Annotated in this window: 22 protein-coding genes; 18 read left to right on the top strand and 4 right to left on the bottom strand. The window is 64.6% G+C overall.

The genetic code is table 11. The annotated features are described in order from the left end of the window. Window positions 1–21 precede the first annotated feature (21 nt). The gene (locus K359_RS0116985) at window positions 22–966 is read left to right on the top strand and encodes a transcriptional regulator GcvA (RefSeq protein WP_029080420.1); all 945 of its coding nucleotides are present in this window, start codon (window positions 22–24) and stop codon (window positions 964–966) included. Between the two features lie 121 nt (window positions 967–1,087). Here K359_RS0116985 and fabF read toward each other — a convergent pair whose 3' ends face one another. Then, entirely contained in the window at window positions 1,088–2,350 is a 1,263-nt protein-coding gene (gene fabF / locus K359_RS0116975; protein WP_029080419.1) for a beta-ketoacyl-ACP synthase II, read from the bottom strand. Between the two features lie 175 nt (window positions 2,351–2,525). On the opposite strand from fabF, the gene K359_RS63310 reads away from it, so the two are divergent. The 5 genes from K359_RS63310 to K359_RS0116950 all read left to right on the top strand — a co-directional run bounded on the left by K359_RS63310 (window position 2,526) and on the right by K359_RS0116950 (window position 6,182). Then, window positions 2,526–2,678 carry a hypothetical protein gene (locus tag K359_RS63310; RefSeq protein ID WP_165125746.1) on the top strand — a complete coding sequence of 51 codons (153 nt, stop codon included), beginning with the start codon at window positions 2,526–2,528 and terminating at the stop codon, window positions 2,676–2,678. A 218-nt stretch (window positions 2,679–2,896) separates the two neighbouring features. Beyond that, complete coding sequence (locus K359_RS0116965; RefSeq protein WP_029080418.1) at window positions 2,897–3,778, top strand: helix-turn-helix domain-containing protein; 882 nt, start codon at window positions 2,897–2,899, stop codon at window positions 3,776–3,778. A 162-nt stretch (window positions 3,779–3,940) separates the two neighbouring features. After that, window positions 3,941–4,321, top strand: a complete 381-nt coding sequence (locus tag K359_RS0116960; RefSeq protein WP_029080417.1) for a nuclear transport factor 2 family protein — start codon at window positions 3,941–3,943, stop codon at window positions 4,319–4,321. A 33-nt stretch (window positions 4,322–4,354) separates the two neighbouring features. Continuing rightward, window positions 4,355–4,996 (top strand): hydrolase, encoded by a 642-nt coding sequence (locus K359_RS0116955; protein ID WP_029080416.1) that lies wholly within the window; start codon window positions 4,355–4,357, stop codon window positions 4,994–4,996. A gap of 10 nt (window positions 4,997–5,006) precedes the next feature. Then, window positions 5,007–6,182 (top strand): amino acid ABC transporter substrate-binding protein, encoded by a 1,176-nt coding sequence (locus tag K359_RS0116950; protein WP_029080415.1) that lies wholly within the window; start codon window positions 5,007–5,009, stop codon window positions 6,180–6,182. Window positions 6,183–6,210: 28 nt separating this feature from the next. Here the strand turns inward: K359_RS0116950 and K359_RS66055 are convergent, their stop codons facing one another. Both K359_RS66055 and K359_RS0116945 read right to left on the bottom strand, forming a co-directional pair. After that, complete coding sequence (locus K359_RS66055) at window positions 6,211–6,441, bottom strand: HGGxSTG domain-containing protein (RefSeq protein ID WP_305728188.1); 231 nt, start codon at window positions 6,439–6,441, stop codon at window positions 6,211–6,213. Between the two features lie 26 nt (window positions 6,442–6,467). Then, the gene (locus tag K359_RS0116945; protein ID WP_029080414.1) at window positions 6,468–7,127 is read right to left on the bottom strand and encodes a hypothetical protein; all 660 of its coding nucleotides are present in this window, start codon (window positions 7,125–7,127) and stop codon (window positions 6,468–6,470) included. Window positions 7,128–7,546: 419 nt separating this feature from the next. Here K359_RS0116945 and K359_RS0116940 point away from each other — a divergent pair, with 419 nt between their 5' ends. The 3 genes from K359_RS0116940 (at window position 7,547) to K359_RS0116925 (ending at window position 11,975) form a co-directional block, all read left to right on the top strand. Then, window positions 7,547–9,868 carry a molybdopterin guanine dinucleotide-containing S/N-oxide reductase gene (locus tag K359_RS0116940; protein ID WP_029080413.1) on the top strand — a complete coding sequence of 774 codons (2,322 nt, stop codon included), beginning with the start codon at window positions 7,547–7,549 and terminating at the stop codon, window positions 9,866–9,868. A 169-nt stretch (window positions 9,869–10,037) separates the two neighbouring features. Continuing rightward, a complete protein-coding gene (locus tag K359_RS0116930; RefSeq protein ID WP_029080412.1) occupies window positions 10,038–11,081 on the top strand; it encodes an alpha/beta fold hydrolase in 1,044 nt (347 codons plus the stop codon). Window positions 11,082–11,099: 18 nt separating this feature from the next. Then, entirely contained in the window at window positions 11,100–11,975 is an 876-nt protein-coding gene (locus K359_RS0116925) for a PhzF family phenazine biosynthesis protein (protein ID WP_029080411.1), read from the top strand. A gap of 51 nt (window positions 11,976–12,026) precedes the next feature. Here the strand turns inward: K359_RS0116925 and K359_RS0116920 are convergent, their stop codons facing one another. Then, complete coding sequence (locus tag K359_RS0116920) at window positions 12,027–12,539, bottom strand: helix-turn-helix domain-containing protein (RefSeq protein WP_029080410.1); 513 nt, start codon at window positions 12,537–12,539, stop codon at window positions 12,027–12,029. 208 nt (window positions 12,540–12,747) lie between these two features. Between K359_RS0116920 and K359_RS0116915 the strand changes: the two genes are divergently transcribed. From K359_RS0116915 to K359_RS0116875, 9 genes are all read left to right on the top strand, one after another. Next, window positions 12,748–13,386 carry a 2-hydroxychromene-2-carboxylate isomerase gene (locus K359_RS0116915; RefSeq protein ID WP_029080409.1) on the top strand — a complete coding sequence of 213 codons (639 nt, stop codon included), beginning with the start codon at window positions 12,748–12,750 and terminating at the stop codon, window positions 13,384–13,386. Between the two features lie 58 nt (window positions 13,387–13,444). Continuing rightward, the gene (locus K359_RS0116910) at window positions 13,445–14,998 is read left to right on the top strand and encodes a class I adenylate-forming enzyme family protein (protein ID WP_245284633.1); all 1,554 of its coding nucleotides are present in this window, start codon (window positions 13,445–13,447) and stop codon (window positions 14,996–14,998) included. Window positions 14,999–15,064: 66 nt separating this feature from the next. After that, complete coding sequence (locus K359_RS0116905) at window positions 15,065–15,802, top strand: SDR family oxidoreductase (RefSeq protein ID WP_029080407.1); 738 nt, start codon at window positions 15,065–15,067, stop codon at window positions 15,800–15,802. A 12-nt stretch (window positions 15,803–15,814) separates the two neighbouring features. Beyond that, on the top strand, window positions 15,815–16,996 hold the full coding sequence (locus K359_RS0116900; RefSeq protein ID WP_029080406.1) for an acyl-CoA dehydrogenase family protein: 1,182 nt from the start codon (window positions 15,815–15,817) through the stop codon (window positions 16,994–16,996). Window positions 16,997–17,079: 83 nt separating this feature from the next. Beyond that, complete coding sequence (locus K359_RS0116895; protein ID WP_029080405.1) at window positions 17,080–18,210, top strand: acyl-CoA dehydrogenase family protein; 1,131 nt, start codon at window positions 17,080–17,082, stop codon at window positions 18,208–18,210. A 16-nt stretch (window positions 18,211–18,226) separates the two neighbouring features. Beyond that, window positions 18,227–19,414 carry an acetyl-CoA C-acyltransferase gene (locus tag K359_RS0116890; RefSeq protein WP_029080404.1) on the top strand — a complete coding sequence of 396 codons (1,188 nt, stop codon included), beginning with the start codon at window positions 18,227–18,229 and terminating at the stop codon, window positions 19,412–19,414. 22 nt (window positions 19,415–19,436) lie between these two features. Further along, the gene (locus tag K359_RS0116885; RefSeq protein WP_029080403.1) at window positions 19,437–20,447 is read left to right on the top strand and encodes a nitronate monooxygenase family protein; all 1,011 of its coding nucleotides are present in this window, start codon (window positions 19,437–19,439) and stop codon (window positions 20,445–20,447) included. Between the two features lie 12 nt (window positions 20,448–20,459). Further along, a complete protein-coding gene (locus tag K359_RS0116880) occupies window positions 20,460–21,233 on the top strand; it encodes an enoyl-CoA hydratase-related protein (RefSeq protein ID WP_029080402.1) in 774 nt (257 codons plus the stop codon). 41 nt (window positions 21,234–21,274) lie between these two features. Then, a complete protein-coding gene (locus K359_RS0116875) occupies window positions 21,275–22,435 on the top strand; it encodes an iron-containing alcohol dehydrogenase (protein WP_029080401.1) in 1,161 nt (386 codons plus the stop codon). Window positions 22,436–22,458: the final 23 nt, after the last annotated feature.

Below are 22,458 nucleotides of genomic sequence, written 5' to 3'. Positions count from 1 at the left end.
TTTTCTCATGAAGTCGTTGCGATGCGCCCACGCCTGCCATCCCTCAATGCGCTGAAGGTTTTCGAGGCCGCGGCGCGGCATGAAAGCTTCACCCGCGCCGCCGAGGAGCTGTGCGTCACGCAGGGCGCGGTGAGCCATCAGGTCAAGGCGCTCGAGGCCGAGCTTGCGATCAAGCTGTTCAATCGCGAGCGCCAGCGCCTGATCATCACCGAGGCGGGCAGGGACTACCTGACCGTCGTTCGCGATGCGCTGGACCGCATCGCGGTCGGCACCGAGCGGCTGTTGCAGCGGCAGAATGCCGGCGTGCTCACCGTCAGCACCTCGCCGGACTTTGCCGCCAAATGGCTCGTGCACCGGCTGGGCCACTTTGCCGAGGCGCACCCCGGCATCGATCTTCGCGTGTCCGCGACGCTTCATCACGTCGACTTCGCGCGAGAGGAAGTCGACCTTGCTGTGCGGCATGGTGACGGCAATTGGCCGGGGCACGACACCGTCAAGCTCAGCGCCGAGCAGCTCTTCGCGGTGTGCAGTCCAAAACTGCTCTCGGGACGGCGGCGGCTCGGCAAGCCGGCCGATATCCTCAAATATCCGCTGATCCATATGGACAGCCGGACCGATTGGTCGAGGTGGTTGCAGGCGGCCGGCGTCGACGACACCAACGTCATCCACGGCCCGGTGCTCAATCGGGCCAGCATGGTGATCGACGCGGCGATCAACGGCCAGGGGATCGCACTTGCAAGGACGACGTTGGCGGCGTGGGACTTGATCAATGGACGGCTGGTGCGGCCTTTTCCGGAGGCGCTGCGGTTGTCGAAGACCTACTGGATCATGTGCCCGAAGGCGACGGCGGCGTTGCCGAAGATCGTGACGTTCCGCGATTGGCTTTTGGCGGAGGCCTCAACGGATCAGCGGCAGCTCAAGAAACTCGGCTGGTCGCTGGATCCGCTCAGGGAGAGCGGCGACTGAAGCCGTGCCGTCGGGCGCCAGGCCTATCCGGCGACAGCCGTGACCTGGAGACCGATGTCGCTCGCTGCCGGGCGCAGCGGCGTGCTCGAGCGGCTCAGCGCGGATTTGATCGACAACCGGTTCAAGACCATCGTCGAAAGACGAGGCTGGCGTTGACGCCGCCGAATCCGAAGCCGTTCGAGATCGCGTGTTCGATGGCCATCGGCCGCGCAACGTTCGCGACCAGGTCGATGCCCTGCGCAGCCGGATCGGCGTTTTCCAGATTGAGTGTGGGTGGGGCGACCTGATCGCGCAGCGCCAGAATTGTGAAGATGGCCTCGACGCCGCCTGCCGCGCCAAGCAGATGTCCCGTTGCCGACTTGGTTGCGCTGACGGCAATCCCTCCCTCGCGCCCGAACACGCGCTTGATGGCCTCCAGTTCGCTGAGATCGCCGACCGGAGTGGATGTCGAATGCGCGTTGACATGCTGGACCTGGTCGGGCCGCAACCCGGCCTGCCGGAGTGCCGCCTCCATGGCGCGTCGGGCGCCGTCGCCATCTTCCGGGCCTGCGGTGATGTGATAGGCGTCCGCCGTCGTGCCGTAGCCGATGATCTCCGCGATCGGCTTCGCGCCGCGCCGCACGGCATGGTCGAGCTCCTCGATGACAAGCACACCTGCGCCTTCGCCCATGACGAAGCCGTCGCGGTCGCGGTCGAACGGCCGCGACGCCCGCGCGGGCGTGTCGTTGAAGGACGTCGAAAGCGCCCGCGCGGCCGCAAAGCCGCCAAGGCTCACGGGATCGATGCAGGCCTCCGCGCCGCCGCAGATCGCAATTTCGGCTTCGCCGGATCTGATCAAGCGCGCTGCATCGCCGATGGCTTGAACGCTCGCCGCGCAAGCGGTCACCGGCGCGCCGATCGGACCCTTGAAGCCGTATCGGATGGTGATGTGCCCGGCTGCGAGATTTGCCAGAAAGGAGGGAATGGTGAATGGCGACAGCCGACGCAGGCCGCTCCTTTCCGCCGTGCGCACGGCCTCCGCAATCGCGGGAAACCCGCCTATACCGGATGCAATCACCGTGGCGGTGCGCTCCTGCGCGTGAGCCTCGGCCGGCATCCAGCCGGCCTGCGCCACGGCTTCCGCCGCGGCGAGCAGCGCGAACAGGATGAACCGGTCCATCTTCTTCTGGTCCTTGCGCGGGGCGGCGGAATCGGGATCGAAGCCGCCCTCCGAATCCTCGGCCTTATCAGGAACCTGTCCTGCGACGCGCGCCGGGAGAGCCGCCGCCCACTCCGGCAAAGCCGTCAACCCGGACTGCCCCGCGAGCAGCCGCGACCAGACCAGTTCGGTGCCACAGCCCAGCGGGGACACCATCCCCAGGCCCGTCACAACAATTCGACGCATGGTTCTCCTGTCGCGCCCTTCCTGCGAACCGGCATGGCCGGGACTCGAAGCTGCCTTGGGCGCTTTTATATATGATGGTTATCATCTATTATCTTGACCGGCTGGGCGTCAAGGTGGCGGTTCCGCCCTGTACACGAAGGTCTTTCGCAAGCGCCTGCGCGAGTTCGCCGCGGCGATGGGCGCGCGTCACCCCGCCGTGCTCGGCGACGCCCTTCTGTTGCTCATCGAAGGCATTTACGTCACCGGCCAGCAGTCGGAAGAGAGGCCGGCGCAGTCGGCGTTCACGGTGGCGAAGCTGTTGATCGATGCGAGCGCGGCGAAGCCGTGAGTGGATGAAGGCCCGATGACCAGCGGCAAAGCCGATGGGCCCGCAAAACACGGGCAAATAAGACCAACCCTACGTGCGCCTTAAGAAGGTCTAATGCATTAATTTTGCTGAACTAACTTCGAGGTACCCGCCAGTCGCGCGTTGTGGAAGCAATTGTCGGAATCGCCCCCTCAGCGAGCAGCGTTTAAGATTCGGCTGGCTAGACTATATAAGTAGCCATGCTCACACGCCCCGACCGCCTGTCCTTGTTGCCTGAGAATGTGCTCGGCCTGTCGACGGCGCGGCGCGATTGGAACGGCGTGCGCGTTGCTCTCAACGAATTCCGCTGCGCGGGCCGGGTGTCTCACCATCTTCGACACGAGAATGAAACCCGCCTCAATATTCTTCTGGAAGAGACCGGAGCCCCGTGCGAGCCTCGTCTCCGAGAGAACCAGCCTTGCCCGGTCGGCTATGTGCCGCGGCAGTTACTCTTCGCGCCCGCCGGCACGGAAATATGGGGCTTCTGCGCCGATGCTCGCTTCGTGCGGGACGCCACGTTGAGCTTTGATCTCGCGGTGCTGAGCGAGCAGCTGGGTACCCGGTTCAACGCCGATGCAATCGAAGCGCCTCGGCTGCGTTTTTCCGATGATCGCATCTGGACCCTGACGAAGCTGCTCTCTGACGCGGTGAACGATCCCGACCCATCGGCGCAGCTTTATGGTGACGGGCTGACGACCGCGACTGCAGCGCTGCTTATCGCCGATGCGCCAGCGCCTGCCACGAGCACGAAGGGTCTGGCACCCTGGCAGCTTCGACGCACCGTCGACTATCTCGACGCCCATTTGCCCGAGCGTGTTGATCTCGCGCATCTGGCAGCGCTGGTCAATCTTTCGCCCGCGCATTTTAGCCGCGCGTTCAAGGCGTCAACCGGGATGGCCCCTTATCGCTGGCAGCTCGATGCGCGCGTCCGGCGTGCGCAGGCTCTCCTGATCGACAGCCACGCCTCGCTCAACGAGGTGGCAGAGGCAACGGGCTTTGCCGATGCGGTTCATTTCGGGCGAACGTTCCGGAAACTCACCGGCACGACACCGGCAGTATGGCGGCGCGACCGCAAGAACTGACCGCCATCCTGTAGCAGTTTCAGACTGTGAATCGCAGAATCGAACAGTGCGTTCCCTTAGGCGGAACGACACTATCGCCGCAACCGGATCGGCGAACGACATCGCGTTGAGCGATTGACGAGGCACGCCCTTCCGAAAATTCCCAACTCCGGAGGGCGGAAGATGAGCACGGCACCCATCGACTATGACGGCCTCATGCAGGCAAATCTCGCGCATGTGTTCGGCGAGCGCGACGCCTCTCGCAGAATGAAAGCCATCTCGGAACTCTATGCTGGCGATGCGACACTCTTTGAACCACCGGATGCCTCAGCGACGGGTCATGCCGCCATCAATAAAGCGGTGGATGAACTGCTGGCAAACCTGCCAGCCAATTTCGCTTTCACGGCGATTGGCCCTGCCGTTGGTCACCACGGCATGGGACGGCTGCGCTGGAAGTCCGGTCCGCCGAACGGTCCCGCAGCCGTGACGGGCACCGATGTCGCGCAAATTGAACGCGGTCAAATCAAGACCCTTCATGTCTTTCTGGACCAGCCCAGCCCCTGAGCCATCACCTGCGCATCTGTTAAAGGAGTTCCTATGCCTGCCAAAACCGGCCTCGACGCCTTGCTTCGTCCCGAAGACAGCATTCTCGTGCTGATCGACCATCAGCCCTACCAGTTCACGAACCTGAATAGTCACGAGCCGACGATGATCATAAACAACGTCATCGGCCTCGCGAAGACCGCCAAAGTCTTCAACGTGCCGACGATCCTCACCACGGTGATCGAGGAGCGCGGCGGCTATGTCATCAAGGGGCTTCAGGATGTCTTCCCCGAGCAGAAGCCGATCAACCGCACCTTCATCAATACTTGGGAAGACCCGAACGTTACCAACATCGTGAAGAAGAGTGGGCGAAAGCAACTCGTTCTTGCCGCGCTTTACACTGAGATTTGCTTGGCCATGCCTGCGATACAGGCGCTCGGCGAGGGGTATGACGTGTTCATCGTCACCGACGCTTCGGGCGGCGTCTCGCTGGAAGCCCATGACATGGCCGTGCGCCGCATGGTTCAAGCGGGTGCCGTGCCGATCACCTGGCTTGCCGTGCTCGGCGAATGGCAGCGCGATTGGGCGCGTGAGAAAACCGCTGCTGGCGTCGCAGGCGTCGTTCTTGAACATGGTGGCGGCAGCGCTGTTGCGCTGGCTTGGGAACTCCAGCTTCTCGAAACCCACGTGAAGTAAGGGTCCAAACGTGTCCACCCCGATCCGTATCGGCTATTGCTTGTCGCTGACCGGCCCAGTTGCGGGCAACAGCCGGTCGGCGCAGCTTGCTCATGAGATTTGGCGGGAGGATATCAACCGCCGGGGCGGATTGCTTCGTAGACCCGTCGAACTCATCTGCTACGACGACTACGCCGATGCGTCGCTCGTTCCCGGCCTCTACAAGCAGTTGATGGACGAGGACAAGGTCGATCTCGTCATCGGCGGTTACGGCACCAACACGATATTGCCAGCAATGCCGCTCATCATGGAGCGGCAGCGGTTCTTCGTTGGTCTGATGGGCCTCGGCGTTAACAACGCGCTCGCCTATCCCAACTACTTCGCGATGATCCCAACCGGGCCGGATCCGAACGCCGCGTTGACCGAGGGATTTTTCGAGCTTGGCGCGGCGCAGATGCCTCGACCATTGACCGTAGCGTTGGTCTCGGCTGATGCGGAATTCTCCCGCAACCCCATCCTTGGCGCAAAAGCCAATGCGGCCAAGCACGGCTTCCGTGTCGTCCATGAAGCGACTTACCCGCTGACGACGGAGAATTTCACGCCCGTCATCGACGCCGTTGCCAAGAGCGACTGCGACCTTCTGTTTCTCTGTTCATACCTCGATGACTCGATCGGCCTCGTGCGCGCCATCCACGCGCACGCGTTTCGCCCAAAGATGGTCGGCGCTGGCATGATCGGCCCACAGAACACAGTGGTGAAGACCACGCTCGGCCCGTTGCTCAACGGTTTCGTGAACTACGAATACGGGCAACCGGTTCCCAAGATGATGTTCCCCGGGGTTCAGCGATTCCTGAATACCTACCAGGCGCGAGCTGGCGGCGCGGGTGTCGATCCCTTGGGCCATTACATGGCGCCGCTCGCTTACGCCCAGATGCAGGTAGTAGCGCAGGCTGTCGAAGCGGCCGGTGGTTTCGACGATATCAGGCTCTCGGCCTACGCACGGAGTGCGACCTTCGACACGGTCATGGGGGACGTCCAATTCGGCCGGAAGGGTGAATGGCCGCATCCGCGCGTGCTCCAAGTCCAGTTCCAAGGAATATCGGGCCACGACGTTGAGCAATTCCGGAATGGATCGAGGCAAATTGTAGTATCGCCATCCGGCTTCACCTCCGGACGGCTTCGTTTCCCTTATGCTGACAGTTTTTGAGAGTGCACCGTAACCGCAACTAATCACTTCATCCCTCCAACAGCCTCCGCGCCTCACCCAACAACGCCCGAATCTGCCTTCGCTCGGCGATAGCATCTCTGCTGAACCGGCCGTGCTTGCGCGCGTTCCGGTTTGCCCTTGGTGCGCCGGATCCCGGTGCGCCGCCGTGCATGCGGCAGCGCGTCTTGCCGTGCACCGCCGGCGCGCGGCACGCACCACTGGTGCGGGTTTTGGCGCCACAGCGCGGGCTCGCCAGCATCGGGCCGGTGGTTCTGATGTGATCGCTCATGCCTGTGCGTCCTGCCTGGCATCGGCGGAATCATGCCGTCGCCTGGCGCCCGCGGGCCTCAGTGCCCGCGCCGCGGATGCCGGGGTCTTGTCTGATACGATCACGCTGGCGTGCTGGGTGACGTTGCCGACGATGGCGTTGCCGCCGTCCTCCACCTTCACGTTCTGCACGGTGATGGCGGGCTCGCCATGGCTCCGGTAGCGGTTCAGCGCCTCGATCTGGGCGGGAAACGTGCGGGCGAGCCTGCCCAACGCGCGCGCGGCGCTGTCGTGCTGGGCGAGGTCGTCAGCATGCGCGAGGTGTTGCGCGCATCGCATCGCCATCACGTGAACCGAAACCATCTGCGCCACCAGCATGGCCTCGACGGAATCCCGTGGGCGAATGCTCTTCACCATCGAGATCATGAAAGCGAGGTTGACCTCGCAGGCCTTGCCGCCGTTCACGCTGGCCTTGACCAATTGCCGCAGGATGCCCTCCATCGCGTCGCGATCGGCGACCCCCAGTGCGTTCGCCATGAGCTGTTCGCCGAGCTTCGGGTCAGGGTGGTCGATGGAGAATCCACGCGGCGAGAGTTTTATCCGCGGCGTTGCGGCAGCGTGGGTCTGGTCGGCTACGGCGACCATCGTCGGCCCGGTGATTTCAGGTGCAGTCGTCATGTCGATAGTCCCTGGCACGCGCGCGGCAAGCGCGCAGGCGATCGCTCGCTGCGGCAGCCGGTGCAATTTCAATTGTGGGGGAGGATTTTCGGCCGCAATCGCAGCCGGCGAGCCCGCTATTGGGAGGCGAGGGGGCGCTGACACGATTTCGGAATATTGGAAAAATATCCCTGAGTTGCCCGACGTGTCAAGTTGCCTTGTCGAACGCCGGCCCCGCCGGCTCCTTTGCATGGGGTTGTTTTCGATATTTTGGCAGCGCGGCCCCGGCGGGGAGTTCCGCCGCCACCCGCAGTCATGCCGGCACGGTGCGGTGCGACATCTCTGATAGCGGGTACCGCGCGCCGATTGGATCATTATACTGGCCGGAACGTTGCGGCACAGGCGCGGCCCGGGGGCCGGCTGCGGATGAAGGACACTCGATGAGCGAAACCATTGGCTACCCCGATCCAGGCCTCGATTTGTCCGATGGTTTCAAGCCGCACACCTCGCACTGGGGCGTGTTTTCGGCGCGGTTCGGCAAGGCGGGGCTCGAAGTCAGGCCCTATGGCGGCGATCCCGATCCGAACCGCATCATCAACAATTTCCCCGGCGCGTTGCGCCACCAGGCGCGCATTGCGCAACCGGCGATCCGCCGCGGCTGGCTCGAGCGCGGGCCTGGGCCCGACGATCGCCGCGGCCGCGATGAATTCGTCTCGGTCAGCTGGGAGCAGGCGCTCGATCTGCTCGGCGGCGAGCTGACGCGGATCCGCGACACGATCGGCCCCGGCGCGGTGTTCGGCGGCTCCTATGGCTGGTCGAGCGCGGGCCGCTTCCACCACGCGCAGAGCCAGGTGCACCGTTTCCTCAACGTCGCACTCGGCGGCTATGTCCGCTCGGTGAACACCTATTCCTCGGGCGCGTCCTCGGTGCTGCTGCCGCAGATTCTTACCGGCTACGAGGACATCACCAAGCGCAACGTCACCTGGGAACAGATCGCCTCCGAGACCGACATCGTGCTGGCATTCGGCGGCATGGCGCTGAAGAACTCGATGGTGGCGGGCGGCTCGATCAGCAAGCACGTCGAGCGCGGTGCGATGGAGGCGGCGCACCGGCGCGGCTGCGCGTTCGTCCTGGTCAGCCCGCTGCGCGACGATCTCCCCGTCGAGGCCGGCGCCGAATGGATGACGGCGGTGCCGGGCACCGACACCGCGCTGATGCTCGGCATCGTCCACACCCTGGTCAGCGAGGGCCTGCACGATCAGGCGTTCCTCGATCGCTACACCGAGGGCTGGCCGGTGTTCCTGCGCTATCTGACGGGCGAGAGCGACGGCCGGGCCAAGAACGCCGAATGGGCCGCGGCGATCTGCGGCATCGACGCCGACACCATCCGGACGCTCGCGCGGCGGCTCGCCGGCCGGCGCGCGCTGATCACCGTGTCGCACTCGCTGCAGCGCGCCGAGCATGGCGAGCAGCCGGTGTGGATGGGCATGGTGCTGGCGGCGGCCCTCGGCCAGATCGGGCTGCCCGGCGGCGGCTATGCCTATTCGCTCGGCGCGATCGGCTATTACGGCCGTCGCGTCAACGCGGTGCCCGGACCGACGCTCGGGCAGGGCCGCAACGGCATCGCCGACTTCATTCCGGTGGCGCGCATCGCCGACATGCTGCTCAATCCCGGCACCACCTATCGCTACAATGGCGAGACGCGAACCTATCCGGATATCCGCCTCGTCTACTGGGCGGGCGGCAATCCGTTCCACCATCACCAGGACCTCAACCGCCTGCGCAAGGCTTTTGCACGGCTCGACACGCTGGTGGTGCACGAGCTCGCCTGGACCGGGACGGCGCGTCACGCCGACATCGTGCTGCCCTCGACGATGACGCTCGAGCGCGAGGACATCGGCTATTCCACCAACGATCCCTTGATGGTTGCCATGCACCGGATCGCCGAGCCGTTCGGCCTCGCGCGCGACGACTACGACATCTTTGCCGATCTCGCCGAGCGGTTAGGGGCCCGCGAGCCCTTCACCGAGGGGCGTACGTCGCGGCAATGGCTGGCCTATCTCTACGAGCCGACCCGCAAGGTGCTCGCCGGGCGCGGGCTCGAGGCGCCGAGCTTCGAGGAATTCTGGCAGCGCGGCAGCCTGGTCGTGCCGCAACATCTCGACGATGGCGGCACGCTGCGCCGTTTCCGCGAGGACCCGGTCGCGCGGCCGCTGCCGACGCGAAGCGGCCGCATCGAGATCTTCTCGCAGAAGATCGCCGACCACGGCGATGCAGATTGTCCGGGCCATCCGGTCTGGCTCGAGAAGACCGATACGCCGAAGCCAGGCTCGCCGTGCTTCCTTGTCGCCAACCAGCCGGTGACGCGTCTGCACAGCCAGCTCGACTTCGGTGGTCACTCGCTGGAGGCCAAGCATCGCGGCCGCGAGGTCGCGCGCATGAACCCGCGCGACGCGAAGACGCGCGGCATTGCCGACGGCGACATCATCCGCATTTTCAACGCGCGCGGCGCCTGCCTTGCCGCGGTGCATGTCACCGACGGCATTGCGCCCGGCGTGGTGCAGCTGCCGACCGGCGCCTGGTACGACCCGATGGACCCCGAGGAGGAAGCGCCGCTCTGCGTTCACGGCAATCCGAACGTGCTGACGCGTGACATCGGCACGTCATCTTTCGCGCAGGGCTGCACCGGGCAGCTCACGACCGTCGAAGTCGAGCGTTTCAACGGCAATCTGCCCCCGATCCGGGCGTTCGATCCGGCGTAGAGCATGATCCGGAAAAGTGCGAAGCGGTTTTCCGAGAAGATCATGCTCAAAACAAAGAATCGAAGCGCCTCAGAGCCGATCACGAACAAATCATCGCTGTAGCGCTGGCTGGCGCCCATGCGTTCGGCTACGGCATCACGGATCGCCCCTGATTAGCGGACCTTGAGAGATGCACCTGAGAGCCCTGTTTCACCTTGCCGTCGCTGCGACCGTTGTGCTCGGCGCGTCCAGCGCGTCAGCGCAATCGGCCGCCGAGCCGGCCTATGGGCCGGAGTTGCAGGGCTTCGACTATCCCTATCCGGTCGAGCATTATCGCTTCAGCTCGCAGGGGCAGGAGCTCGACATGGCCTATCTCGACGTCAAGCCGGCGACGCCGAACGGGCAGACTGCGGTGCTGCTGCACGGCAAGAATTTCTGTGCCGCCACCTGGGACGGCACCATCAAGGCGCTCAGCGGCGCCGGCTATCGCGTGATCGCGCTGGATCAGATCGGCTTCTGCAAATCCTCCAAGCCGGAACGCTACCAGTTCACCTTCCAGCAGCTGGCCGGCAACAGCCGTGCGCTGCTGGCTTCGCTTGGGATCGAACACTCGATCATGGTCGGCCACTCCACCGGCGGCATGCTGGCGATGCGCTACGCGCTGATGTACCCGGACGCCACCGACCGCTTGGTGCTGGTCGATCCGATCGGGCTTGAGGACTGGAAGGCCAAGGGCGTGCCGTGGCTCAGCCTCGACGGCTGGATGCAGCGTGAGACGCGCGTCACCGCCGACGGCATCCGCGCCTATGAGCGCGCCACCTATTACGCCGACACCTGGGATCCGTCCTACGAGACGTGGGTGCAGATGCTGGCCGGTATGTATCGCGGCCCGGGCCGCGCCGCCGTGGCGTCGAGCTCGGCGCGGCTCTACGACATGATCGCGACCCAGCCGGTGTTCTACGAATTCGAGCAGATCAAGCCGCCGACCCTGCTGTTTGTCGGCGACAAGGACACCACCGCGATCGGCAAGGACACCGCGCCGCCCGAGATCCGCAAGACGCTCGGCAATTATCCGGTGCTGGGCAAGGAAGCCGCGAAGCGGATTCCGCATGCGCAGCTGATCGAATTCCCCGATCTCGGCCATTCGCCGCAGATCCAGGCGCCGGCGCGCTTCCACGAGGCGCTGCTCGGCTGGTTGCAGCATCCGGAGACCGGCACGGCGCTGGTCAAGTAGCAGCTTGGGGATGGCATCATGACGACAGTCGAGCTGGTCAGCGTGTTCACGGTGGATGGTGAGGGAGGCAATCCCTGTCCGATCGTGGTCGATGCCAGGGGCCTGAGCGCATCCGACATGCAGGATGTTGCCCGCCGCCATGGTCATGAATCCGGCTTCGTGTTGCCGGCGGAGAGCGATGATTTCGACGCGACGTTCCGCTTCTTCGTTCCGAACCACGAAATGGAAATGTGCGGCCATGCCACCATCGGTGCGCTCTGGTTGCTTGCACGCCAGGGACGACTGCCGGGCGATACGATCCGGATATCGACGCGGAGCGGTCCCGTCGCCGGCTTCATCAGCCGGGATCGTAACGGCGAGCCCCGTGTCGAGATCACCCAGCCGGCCGGAAAGGCCGTTCCGCTCAGCGCCGAGCAATGCGACGACGTGCTCCGGGCGCTCGCGGTCGGGCCGGATGCGATCGGTGACGGAACGCCCTGCAATGCCGTGACATCGCGGATCAAGACACTGATCCCGATGCGCTCTCCCGATGCGCTGAACGCGCTCGATCCCGAGGTCGGGGACGTCGAGGCGGTCTGCGGGAGGATCGGATCGACCGGGCTCTATCCATTCGCAGTGGTCGACCGCGCGGCGCGCCTGTTCGAGGCACGGCAATTCCCGCGCTCATCCGGTTATCGCGAGGACGCCGCAACCGGCATCGCGGCTGCGGCGCTGGCGTTCGGCTTGCTCGATTACGGCCTGATCACACCTGATGACGACGAGATTCGAATCCTGCAGGGCAGGGCGATGGGGCGCCTGTCGGAGATCCGTGTCCGCATCGGCTTCGCCGGCGGCCGGCCGGTCGGCTGCCTGCTTGGCGGCGACGTCGCATTGATGGCTGTGCCGTCGCGATAAGATGAAATGAGCGGCGTGCATCAGCCGTGCATAGCGCCGGTTCTGCAAAGGCTAGGTCGATTCAGCGACCCGTCTGGCCCGCTCCTGCGCCCTTGCGTGCACGGGTGAGGACTTTCGCGCGCCGGGGCCCGGGTGGACGTGGACGTCCTTCGCGCTCAGCGGCTCGCCGCATTCCGAACAGACCATGACGGGGTCGAACATCTTCTTGCAGGTCTTGTGTTCGTGCAGCATCGGCCGGCCGCGCGCGTCGACCATGTGGATGTTGCCCCAGTGCACGATCGACATGATGATCGGATAGAGGTCGAGGCCCTTCTGGGTCAGGATATATTCGTAGCGCTTCGGCGCCTCCTGATAGGGAATCTTGCGCAGCACGCCGAAGCGCACCAGCTTCTTCAGCCGGTCGGCGAGCAGATGGCGGGTGATCCCGAGCGACGCCTGAAAGTCATCGAACCTGCGGATGCGCAGGAAGCATTCGCGCAGGATCAACAGGCTCCAGCGGTCGCCGATCACCGCGACCGTGCGGGCCAGCGAGCACGGCTCCTCCTCGAGGGTATCCCATTTCATCAGCGTCTCCAGCGATCTGCGACGGCAACAGAAGTAAAATTCTAAAACAGAACTAACGTCATTTCAATAGGATGCCTCGAACCTGCCTATGGTTCGGCTATAGGATGACAAATATCATATTGACAGTTCTAAAATAGAACTTATGGTCCGGACCACGATCAACCCGGCCGAGCAAACGGCCGCCGACAATCGAAGGGAAAGGCGTTCCATGGCTGCTCCGCTCAAGGTCGAATTCCACTTCGATTTTGGAAGTCCGAACGCCTATCTCGCGGAACTGGCGCTGCCGGCGATCGAGAAGCGTACCGGCGTGAAGTTCGACTATGTCCCGGTGCTGCTCGGCGGCGTCTACAAGGCGACCGGCAACATGTCGCCCGGCGAGTCGCTGCGCGGCATCAAGAACAAGCCGGAATACAACGCGCTCGAGACCGAACGCTTCCTGCGGCGCCATAACATCACGACGTTCAGGTCGAACCCGTTCTTCCCGGTCAACACGCTGATGCTGATGCGCGGCGTCGTTGCGGCCGATTTCGAGGGGCTGTTCGAGCCCTATTTCCGCGCGGCCTATCACCACATGTGGTCCGAGCCCAAGAAGATGGACGATCCGCAGGTATTCCGCGACGCGTTCCTGTCCTCCGGCGTCGATATCGACCGCATCATCGCCCGCGCCCAGCAGGACGAGGTGAAGAAAAAGCTGATCGAGAACACCAGCAACGCCGTGGCGCGCGGCTCGTTCGGCTCGCCGACCTTCTTTGTCGGCGACGAGATATTCTTCGGCAAGGACCGCTTGCGCGAAGTCGAGGAGGAGATCGTCGCGCAGCTGGCTGCGCCGCAGCGCAAGACCGCCTGAGCGGCAAATTCCTCAAGCCAACAAATCAAGCCCGAAGGGCTGCGACAGGGAGGTTTCAGTGCAGGCGTCGACGCAGGTGGCTGAAGGAAGTGTGGAAGGCTTGCCGAACCGCATCCACGAGGTGATCGATCACCACGTCGCGGCGACGCCGGATCATCTGGCGCTGGTCGACGACAAGATGCGGCTGAGCTATCGCGAGCTCGATCGAACGGTCGGCCGCGTCGCCGAAGCCTTGCAGGCACTCGGCATCCGCGCCGGCGACCGCCTGATGATCGTGAGCGAGAATTCGATTCCGCTGGCCTGCCTGCTGCTGGCGGCGAGCCGGCTCGATGTCTGGTCGATCGTGGTCAATCCGCGGCTATCACCGCGAGAGCTCGATCAGATCAGGGATCACAGCGGCGCCCGCCGGGTGCTGCTGACTGCTGACGTCTCGCAAGAGGCGGCCACGCACGCCGCGCGCTATGAGGCTTCCGTGCAGGATGTCGGTCCGCTCCGCGGCGTCGCGGTCACGGGCCTGAATCTGGCAACGGTTGCCGAGCCGGTCGAGGCCGATGGCGCAAACCAGGTCGCGGTCCTGATCTATACTTCCGGCACCACGGGCGCACCAAAGGGCGTGATGCTGACCCATCGCAATCTGCTGTTCAGCGCGCGGGGCACCGCGGCCTTCCGCAAGATGGCGGCCGACGACGTGCAGTATTGCGTGCTGCCGATCTCGCATATCGTCGGCATCTCGCTGCTGACGATGACCTTGATGGTCGGCGCCACCGTGCGCCTGGTCGCCAAGTACGATCCGGCCGCGCTGGTCAAGGCGATGGCCGAGGAGGGCATCACGATCCTGAACGGCGTGCCCGCGACTTATCAGCGTCTGCTGGAATATCGCCGCAATGCCGGCCTGCCGAAGCTCGATCGCGGCCGGTTGCGCGTGATCTCGGTGGCCGGCGCGCCGCTCGATCTCGAACTCAAATCCCGGGTCGAGCAGGAGCTCGGGCTGTCGCTGCTCAATGGCTACGGCATCACCGAATGCTCGCCGGGCATCTCCGGTGTCCGGCCCGACAGCCCGCGAGACGACCACGCGGTCGGCACCGTCATGCCGGGCCTGGAAGCAAGGCTGGTCGGCCGCGATCTCAAGCCCGTGGCCGACGGCGAAGTCGGAGAGCTTCACGTCCGCGGTCCGAATGTGATGCGCGGCTATTACCGCGCCCCCGATCTGACCGCCAAGGCGATCGATCCCGACGGCTGGTTCAATACCGGCGATCTCGCCCGGTTCCAGGATGGCGCCCTTTATATCGTCGGGCGGACCAAGGAGATGATCATCCGCTCCGGGTTCAACGTTTATCCGGCCGAGATCGAGGCGGTGCTGAGCACGCACGACGCCGTGGTGCAGTGCGCCGTGGTCGGCCGGGCGGTCGAGGGCAATGAGGAGGTCATCGCCTTCGTGCAGCTGATCAAGGGCTCGACCGTCACCGTGGCGGACCTGATGGCGCATGTTGCCCCGCAACTGACCTCGTACAAGCGTCCGTCGGAGATTATCCTGATGGATGCTCTGCCCGCCACGTCGACGGGCAAGCTCCTGAAGCACAAGCTTGCGGAATCGTTGCGCAGCCAAGCCTAGCTCACAAGCCTGACGCTGACGCGTCGCCGCAGAACAGTTCACTCGAACAAGAGACCGGAGACCACCATGCAGAAGAGAAACAAGACGGTTGCCGTCATTGGTGCCGGTGATTTCATCGGCGGCGAGATCGCCAAGAAGTTCGCTTCCGAAGGCTTTACGGTCTTCGCCGGCCGCCGTAACGGCGACAAGCTGGCGCCGCTGGTCAAGGAGATCGAGGCCGCCGGCGGCGAGATCCATGCCCGCTCGCTCGATGCGCGCAAGGAGGAGGAGATCATCTCCTTCCTCAACGACGCCGACAAGCATGCGCCGCTCGAGGTCTGCATCTTCAACATCGGCGCCAACGTCAATTTCCCGATCCTGGAGACCACCGAGCGGGTGTTCCGCAAGGTCTGGGAGATGGCCTGCTATTCCGGCTTCCTGGCGGGACGCGAGGCGGCGCGGCTGATGACGGCGCGTGGCGAGGGCAACATCTTCTTCACCGGCGCGACGGCGTCGTTGCGCGGCGGCAGCGGTTATGCCGCCTTCGCCAGCGCCAAGTTCGGCCTGCGCGCGGTGGCGCAGGCGATGGCGCGAGAGCTCGGACCGAAGAACATCCATGTCGCGCATCTGATCATCGATTCCGGCGTCGACACCGAATGGGTCCGGCAGCGCCGCATCGAGGCGCTCGGCCCGAACGCGCTCGACGATCCCGATCTGCTGATGCCGCCGGCCTCGGTCGCCACGTCCTACTGGCAGCTCTACCAGCAGCCGAAGAGCGCCTGGACGTTTGAGCTGGAAATCCGGCCGTTCGGCGAGAAGTGGTAGGGAGCCTGTACGATGGAGCTCGCGCTATCCCCTGAAGATGCGGTGTTTCGCGACGAGGTCCGCGCCTTCATCAAGGACAATTATCCGGCGGAGATGCGCGTCGCCAATCCGGAGACCGACCTCTCCAAGGAGCAGATGCTGCTGTGGCATCGCATCCTGCACGAGAAGGGCTGGATCGCGCCGCTCTGGCCCAAGGAATATGGCGGTCCCGGCTGGTCGATCACCCGCCGCTTCATCTTCGAGCAGGAGACGACGCGCGCCGGTACGATGCCGCCGCTGGCGTTCAGCGTCACCATGGTCGGCCCGGTCATCTACACCTTCGGCAACGCGGCGCAGAAGGCAAAATTCTTGCCGCGCATTCTCTCCGGCGAGGACTGGTGGTGCCAGGGCTATTCGGAGCCGGGCTCCGGCTCCGACCTCGCCACCGTTCGCACCAAGGCGGTGCGAGACGGCGACCACTACATCGTCAATGGGCACAAGACCTGGACCACGCTGGCGCAGCATGCCGACTGGATCTTCTGCCTAGTTCGTACCGATCCCACGGCAAAGCCGCAGTCCGGCATTTCATTCCTCTTGATCGACATGAAGTCGCCGGGCGTGACGGTGCGCCCGATCATCACCATCGACGGCTCGCACGAGGTCAACGACGTCTTCCTGGAAAACGTCCGCGTCCCCGCCGAGAACCTGATCGGCGAGGAAAACAAGGGCTGGACCTACGCCAAGTTCCTGCTCGGCAATGAGCGCACCAGCATGGCCGGCATCGGCCGCTCGACGCGCTATATCGAGCGGCTGAAGAAGATCGTGAAGGCCGAGATCCCGGAAGACGATCCGGCGCATCTCGAATTCATCAGGGACATCGCCCGCGTCGAGCTCGACGTGCTGGCGCTGGAGGCAACCGAGTTGCGCGTTGTCGCCCAGATGGCCCGCGGCATCGATCCGGGACCGGCGGCATCGCTGTTCAAGATCCGCGGCACCGAGATCTTCCAGGACATCACCGAGCTGACGCACCGCGCGATCGGCAATTACGGGCTTGCGATCCGCGAGCATCCAATCAGCGCCAATCACTTCATGCCGGGTCCGGACTATGGCCACACGGCGTCGGAGAAATATCTTAACTCGCGCAAGCTCTCGATCTACGGCGGCTCCAACGAGATCCAGCGCAATATCATCGCCAAGGCGGTGCTCGGTCTCTGATCCGGAAAAGCGGAGATCATGCTCAAGCAAGCAGCTAATGCGCATCTCATCGCGCTTTAGCAACAGTGGCACGAGAGGATCGGATGGATATCCAGTTCACGGAAGAGCAGGAGTTGTTGCGGTCCAGCGTCCAGCGGCTGCTGCGCGACCAGTATGATTTCGACGCCCGCCGCAAGATCGTCGCGAGCGAGGAAGGTTTGGGCCGCAAGCAATGGGCAGAATTCGCCGAGCTCGGCCTGCTCGCGGCGCCGTTCTCGGAAGCCGCCGGCGGGCTCGGCGGCGGGCCGCTGTCGACCATGATCATCATGCAGGAGTTCGGCCGCCATCTCGTGGTCGAGCCGTTCGTCGAGACGGTCGTGGTGGCCGGCGGCCTGATCGAGCAAGTGGGCTCCGATGCGCAGCAGCAGGCCTACATCGCCGACATCATCGCAGGGTCAAAGCTCTGGGCGCTGGCCTGGACTGAGAAGGGTTCGCGCTTCGATCTCGCCACCGTCACCACGACGGCGCGCCGGGAGGGCAGCGACTATGTCATCACCGGCGAGAAGACGGCGGTGATGGCCGCGCCCTGGGCGGATTATCTGATCGTCTCCGCCCGCACCTCGGGCCATCGTCACGATCGCGACGGCGTCAGCCTGTTCGTGGTCGATCGCCGCGCCGCCAATCTCGATCTGCAGAGCTTCAAGACGATTGACGGCCGCCGCGCGGCCGAGATCAGCCTGCGCGGCGTGCGCGGAGAGTTGCTCGGCAACGAAGGCGGCGGTGTCACGGCACTTGAGACCTGCCGCAACCAGGCCATCGGCGCACTCTGCGCCGAGACGGTCGGCGCGATCGGCGAGCTGAACGCGGCGACCCTGGACTACTCCAAGACGCGCAAGCAGTTCGGCGTCACGATCGGCAGCTTCCAGGTGCTGCAGCACCGGATGGTCGACATGTTCATCGCGCATCAGGAGACGCTGTCGCTGATGCAGCATCTCAGCCTCAGCCTCAACGAGAATGAGGCCGGCATTTCCCGGCTCGCCTCGGGCGCCAAGTCCAAGATTGGCTATGCCGCCAAGTTCGTGGCGGACCAGGCCGTGCAACTGCACGGCGGCATGGGCATGACCGACGAGCTCAATGTCGGCCACTACTTCAAGCGGATTTCCTCCATCAACATCCAGTTCGGCGATCCCGCCTATCACGTGCTGCGCTTCGCGCAGCTCGAGGCGGTCGCCTAAAGCCAGAGAGGCAAGCATGTCACAGGATGCAGTCATCGTTTCCACCGCGCGCACCGGCGTCGGCAAGGCCTATCGCGGCGCGCTCAACAACACCGACGGCCCGACCCTGGCCGGCCACGTCATGGCCGAAGCGGTGAAGCGCGCCGGCATTGCGCCCGGCGAGGTCGAGGACGTGGTGATGGGCTGCGCCATGCAGCAGGGCACCATGGTGATGAACGTCGCGCGCAAGGGCGCGATCCGTGCGGGACTTCCGGTCACCGTTGCCGGCACCACCATCGACCGGCAATGCGCCTCCGGCCTGCAGGCGATCGCGGTTGCCGCGCGCTCGGTGATGCTTGACGGCGTCGAGATCGCGATCGGCGGCGGCATCGAGTCGATCAGTCTGGTGCAGAATGAGCACATGAACAGGTTCCATGCCGTCGACGACGAGCTGATGGCCATGAAGCCCGAGATGTACATGTCGATGCTGGAGACGGCCGAGGTCGTCGCCGAGCGCTATGGGATCGGCCGCGACAAGCAGGACGAATACAGCCTGGAGTGCCAGCGCCGCGTCGGCGCCGCGTTGCAGGGCGGCCGTTTCAACGACGAGATCGTGCCGTTCACGACCAAAATGGCTGTGGTCAACAAGGACACCAAGGAGGTCAGTTATCAGCAGGTGACGCTGGCCAAGGATGAAGGTCCGCGGCCGGATACCACGGCGGACGGACTTGCCAAGATCAAACCAGTGTTTGAGGGCAAGACCATCAGCGCCGGCAATGCCAGCCAGCTTTCGGACGGCGCCTCGGCCTGCGTGATCATGAGCGACAGGATCGCCGCGCAGAAGGGGCTGAAGCCGCTCGGCATCTTCCGCGGCTTCGTCGCCGCCGGCGTCGAGCCGGACGAGATGGGCGTCGGCCCGGTCGCCGCGATCCCGCGGCTGTTGAAGCGGCACAACCTCAAGATCGACGACATCGATCTCTGGGAGCTCAACGAGGCCTACGCGGTGCAGGTGATCTATTGCCGCGACAAGCTCGGCATCGATCCGGATAGGCTGAACGTCAATGGCGGCTCGATCGCGATCGGCCACCCCTACGGCATGACCGGCGCGCGGCTCACCGGCCACCTCCTGATCGAGGGCCGGCGGCGCAAGGCGAAATACGGCGTGGTGACCATGTGCATCGGCGGCGGCATGGGCGCGGCCGGCCTGTTCGAAATCGTCCACTGATCGGAAACGCGGGGAGAAACTTGTGAAGACAGCAATCACTGAACTGTTCGGCATCCAGCATCCGATCATCCAGGGTGGCATGCACTACGTCGGCTTTGCCGAGATGGCGGCTGCGGTGTCCAACGCCGGCGGCCTCGGCATCATCACCGGTCTTACCCAAAAGACGCCGGAGCTGCTGGCCAAGGAGATCGCGCGCTGCCGCGACATGACCGACAAGCCGATCGGCGTGAACCTCACCTTCCTGCCGAGCTTCACCGCGCCGCCCTATCCGGAATATATCGCGGCGATCCGCGAGGGCGGTGTCAAGGCGGTGGAGACCGCGGGCCGCAGCCCGGAGCAATACATGCCGGCGCTGAAGGCTGCCGGCATCAAGGTGATCCACAAATGCACCTCGGTGCGGCATTCGCTGAAGGCCGAGAAGATCGGCTGCGACGCAGTCAGCGTCGATGGCTTCGAGTGCGGCGGCCATCCCGGCGAGGACGACATTCCGAACATGATCCTGCTGCCGCGCGCGGCAGACGAACTGAAGATCCCCTTCGTGGCCTCGGGTGGCATGGCGGATGCACGCAGCCTCGTCGCGGCGCTTTCGATGGGCGCTGCCGGCATGAACATGGGCACGCGCTTCATCGCCACCAAGGAAGCGCCGGTCCATCCCAACGTGAAGCAGGCGCTGCTCGATGCGGACGAGCTCGACACCCGCCTGGTGATGCGCGCGCTGCGCAATACCGAGCGCGTGCTGAAGAACAAGGGCGTCGATGAGCTGCTCGAGATCGAGCGCGAGAGGGGCGCCAAATTGAAGATCGAGGATATCCACGAGCAGGTCGCCGGCGTCTACCCCAAGGTGATGATCGACGGCGAGATGGATGCCGGCGCCTGGAGCTGCGGCATGGTGGTCGGGCTGATCAACGACATCCCGACCGTCAAGGAGCTGATCGACCGCATCATGGCCGAGGCTGAAGCGATCATCCGGCAGCGGCTGACCGGCTTCCTCGATGGCAAATTTGAAACCAGGCCGGCCCGTGCGGTCGCCTAACCGGAGAGTGCCATGACCGAGCATGTCAAGGTTGAGATCGCAGCCGGCGTGATGACGCTGACGCTGCAGCGGCCGGAAAAGAAGAACGCGCTGACCGGCGCCATGTACAATGTCATGTCCGCGGCGCTCAAGCAGGTGGAGGCGGATGCCTCTGTCCGGGTGATCCTGTTCCAGGGCGACGGCGACAGCTTCACCGCGGGCAATGATCTGGCTGACTTCGCAAGCCAGGCGCGCGGTGAAAGCATTGTCGACAGTCCGGCCCACACTTTCATCGAAACCATCAGCAAGGTCGGCAAGCCGATCGTCGCGGCGGTGCAGGGCAATGCGGTCGGCGTCGGCACCACCATGCTGCTGCATTGCGACCTGGTCTATCTCGCCGAGAATGCGCGGCTGATCACGCCCTTTGTCAATCTCGCTCTGGTTCCGGAAGCCGCATCCAGCTGGCTGCTGCCGTTGCGGATCGGGCACGCGCGCGCCTATGCGATGTTTGCGCTTGGCGAGCCGATGGATGCGCAGGGCGCGCTGGCATCCGGCCTTGCCAATGCCGTGGTGCCGCAGGCCGATCTGCGCAAGAAAGCGCATGACGCCGCGGTCGCGCTGACCAAACGGCCGGCGGGTTCGCTCAGCATGACCAAGAAGCTGATGCGCGAGCAGCAGCGGATCGCGGCGCAGATCGCCGAGGAAGGCGTGCTGTTCAAGGAGCGGCTGACGACGCCGGAAGCGCGCGAAGCCTTTGCCGCGTTCGCCGAACGGCGTCAGCCGGACTTTTCCAAGCTGTCGGCCTGAAATCGCCGGGAATTCACGGAAACATTGAGGGAGCGAACAGCATGCACGTCGTCGGCAGCCACCAATACCCCAGCATGGAATCCGTGATCTACGGCAGGCCGGCGGCCGAGGCGCTGCGCGAGGAGGCCGAACGGCTCGGCGCCAAGCGCGTCTATCTGATCGCCAGCCGGACGCTGAACACCACGACCGACGAGATCGAGAAGATCCGCAAAGCGCTCGGCGATCGCCATGCCGCGACCTTTGACGGCGTACCGCAGCACACGACGCGGGACGTGGTGACGCAGATCGCGCGACAGGCGAGCGAAGCCAAAGCGGATCTCGTCGTCGCCATCGGCGGCGGCTCGGTGGTCGATGCGGCGAAGATCGTGCTGATGTGCATGGAGCACGAGATCTTCGAAGCTGCCGGGCTCGACGGCTTCGAGACCACGCCGGAGCGCCGCTTCGGGTCGTTCCGCAACCCGAAGGTCCGGATGATCGCGATCCCCAGCACGCTGTCGGGGGGCGAGTACAATTCCGGCGCGCTGGTCACCGACACCAGCCGCAAGCTGAAGCAGATATTCAACCACCCGATGATGATGCCGCGCAGCATCATCCTCGATCCCGCGATCACGAAATACACGCCGGAGAAACTCTGGCTCGGTTCCGGCACCCGGGCGATGGACCACGGCATCGAGGCGATCTGCTCCAGCCGTCCCAACGTGCTCGTCGATGCGGTGTGCCAGCAGGGGCTGCGCTATCTGCACGATGGTCTGCTGCGCACCAAGGATAACCCCAACGATGAGGCGGCGCGGCTGAATTGCCAGCTGGGCTCGTGGCTGTCCGCTTTCGGATTGCAATCGCGGGTGCCGATGGGCGCAAGCCACGCCATCGGCCATGTCCTCGGCGGCACCTGCGACGTTCCGCATTATTTCTGCACCGCGGTGATGATGCCGAGCGTGCTGCGCTACAACCGTCCCGCGACGGAAGCCGCCCAGCAGACGATCGCCGCCGCGCTCGGCGCGCCGGGGCGCGACGCGAGCGATGCGTTCGCCGGCTTTATCGCCGAGCTCGGGCTGCCGCGGCGGCTGGCTGATGTCGGCGTCGGCGAGGACCGTTTTGAGCTGATCGGCAAGAACGCGATGCTGTCGATCTTCACCCGGGCCAACCCGCAGCCGATCCGCGAGCCCGGCGATGTCGTCAAGATCCTGAAGCTCGTCGCCTGAAGCTTGTCGCAACGGGAGCAGTC

Origin of the sequence: Bradyrhizobium sp. th-b2, assembly GCF_000426785.1 — a bacterium.
GTDB lineage: Bacteria > Pseudomonadota > Alphaproteobacteria > Rhizobiales > Xanthobacteraceae > Bradyrhizobium > Bradyrhizobium septentrionale.
The sequence above is the reverse complement of the archived record's forward strand: the minus strand, read 5'-3'. Positions and strand labels throughout refer to the sequence as shown.

Coding starts and splice junctions, on each gene's coding strand:
- K359_RS0116985 (WP_029080420.1), top strand. CDS start 22: ATGCGCCCACGCCTGCCATCCCTCAATGCGCTGAAGGTTTTCGAGGCC.
- fabF (WP_029080419.1), bottom strand. CDS start 2,350: ATGCGTCGAATTGTTGTGACGGGCCTGGGGATGGTGTCCCCGCTGGGC.
- K359_RS63310 (WP_165125746.1), top strand. CDS start 2,526: ATGGGCGCGCGTCACCCCGCCGTGCTCGGCGACGCCCTTCTGTTGCTC.
- K359_RS0116965 (WP_029080418.1), top strand. CDS start 2,897: ATGCTCACACGCCCCGACCGCCTGTCCTTGTTGCCTGAGAATGTGCTC.
- K359_RS0116960 (WP_029080417.1), top strand. CDS start 3,941: ATGAGCACGGCACCCATCGACTATGACGGCCTCATGCAGGCAAATCTC.
- K359_RS0116955 (WP_029080416.1), top strand. CDS start 4,355: ATGCCTGCCAAAACCGGCCTCGACGCCTTGCTTCGTCCCGAAGACAGC.
- K359_RS66055 (WP_305728188.1), bottom strand. CDS start 6,441: ATGCTGGCGAGCCCGCGCTGTGGCGCCAAAACCCGCACCAGTGGTGCG.
- K359_RS0116945 (WP_029080414.1), bottom strand. CDS start 7,127: ATGACGACTGCACCTGAAATCACCGGGCCGACGATGGTCGCCGTAGCC.
- K359_RS0116940 (WP_029080413.1), top strand. CDS start 7,547: ATGAGCGAAACCATTGGCTACCCCGATCCAGGCCTCGATTTGTCCGAT.
- K359_RS0116930 (WP_029080412.1), top strand. CDS start 10,038: ATGCACCTGAGAGCCCTGTTTCACCTTGCCGTCGCTGCGACCGTTGTG.
- K359_RS0116925 (WP_029080411.1), top strand. CDS start 11,100: ATGACGACAGTCGAGCTGGTCAGCGTGTTCACGGTGGATGGTGAGGGA.
- K359_RS0116920 (WP_029080410.1), bottom strand. CDS start 12,539: ATGAAATGGGATACCCTCGAGGAGGAGCCGTGCTCGCTGGCCCGCACG.
- K359_RS0116915 (WP_029080409.1), top strand. CDS start 12,748: ATGGCTGCTCCGCTCAAGGTCGAATTCCACTTCGATTTTGGAAGTCCG.
- K359_RS0116905 (WP_029080407.1), top strand. CDS start 15,065: ATGCAGAAGAGAAACAAGACGGTTGCCGTCATTGGTGCCGGTGATTTC.
- K359_RS0116900 (WP_029080406.1), top strand. CDS start 15,815: ATGGAGCTCGCGCTATCCCCTGAAGATGCGGTGTTTCGCGACGAGGTC.
- K359_RS0116895 (WP_029080405.1), top strand. CDS start 17,080: ATGGATATCCAGTTCACGGAAGAGCAGGAGTTGTTGCGGTCCAGCGTC.
- K359_RS0116890 (WP_029080404.1), top strand. CDS start 18,227: ATGTCACAGGATGCAGTCATCGTTTCCACCGCGCGCACCGGCGTCGGC.
- K359_RS0116880 (WP_029080402.1), top strand. CDS start 20,460: ATGACCGAGCATGTCAAGGTTGAGATCGCAGCCGGCGTGATGACGCTG.
- K359_RS0116875 (WP_029080401.1), top strand. CDS start 21,275: ATGCACGTCGTCGGCAGCCACCAATACCCCAGCATGGAATCCGTGATC.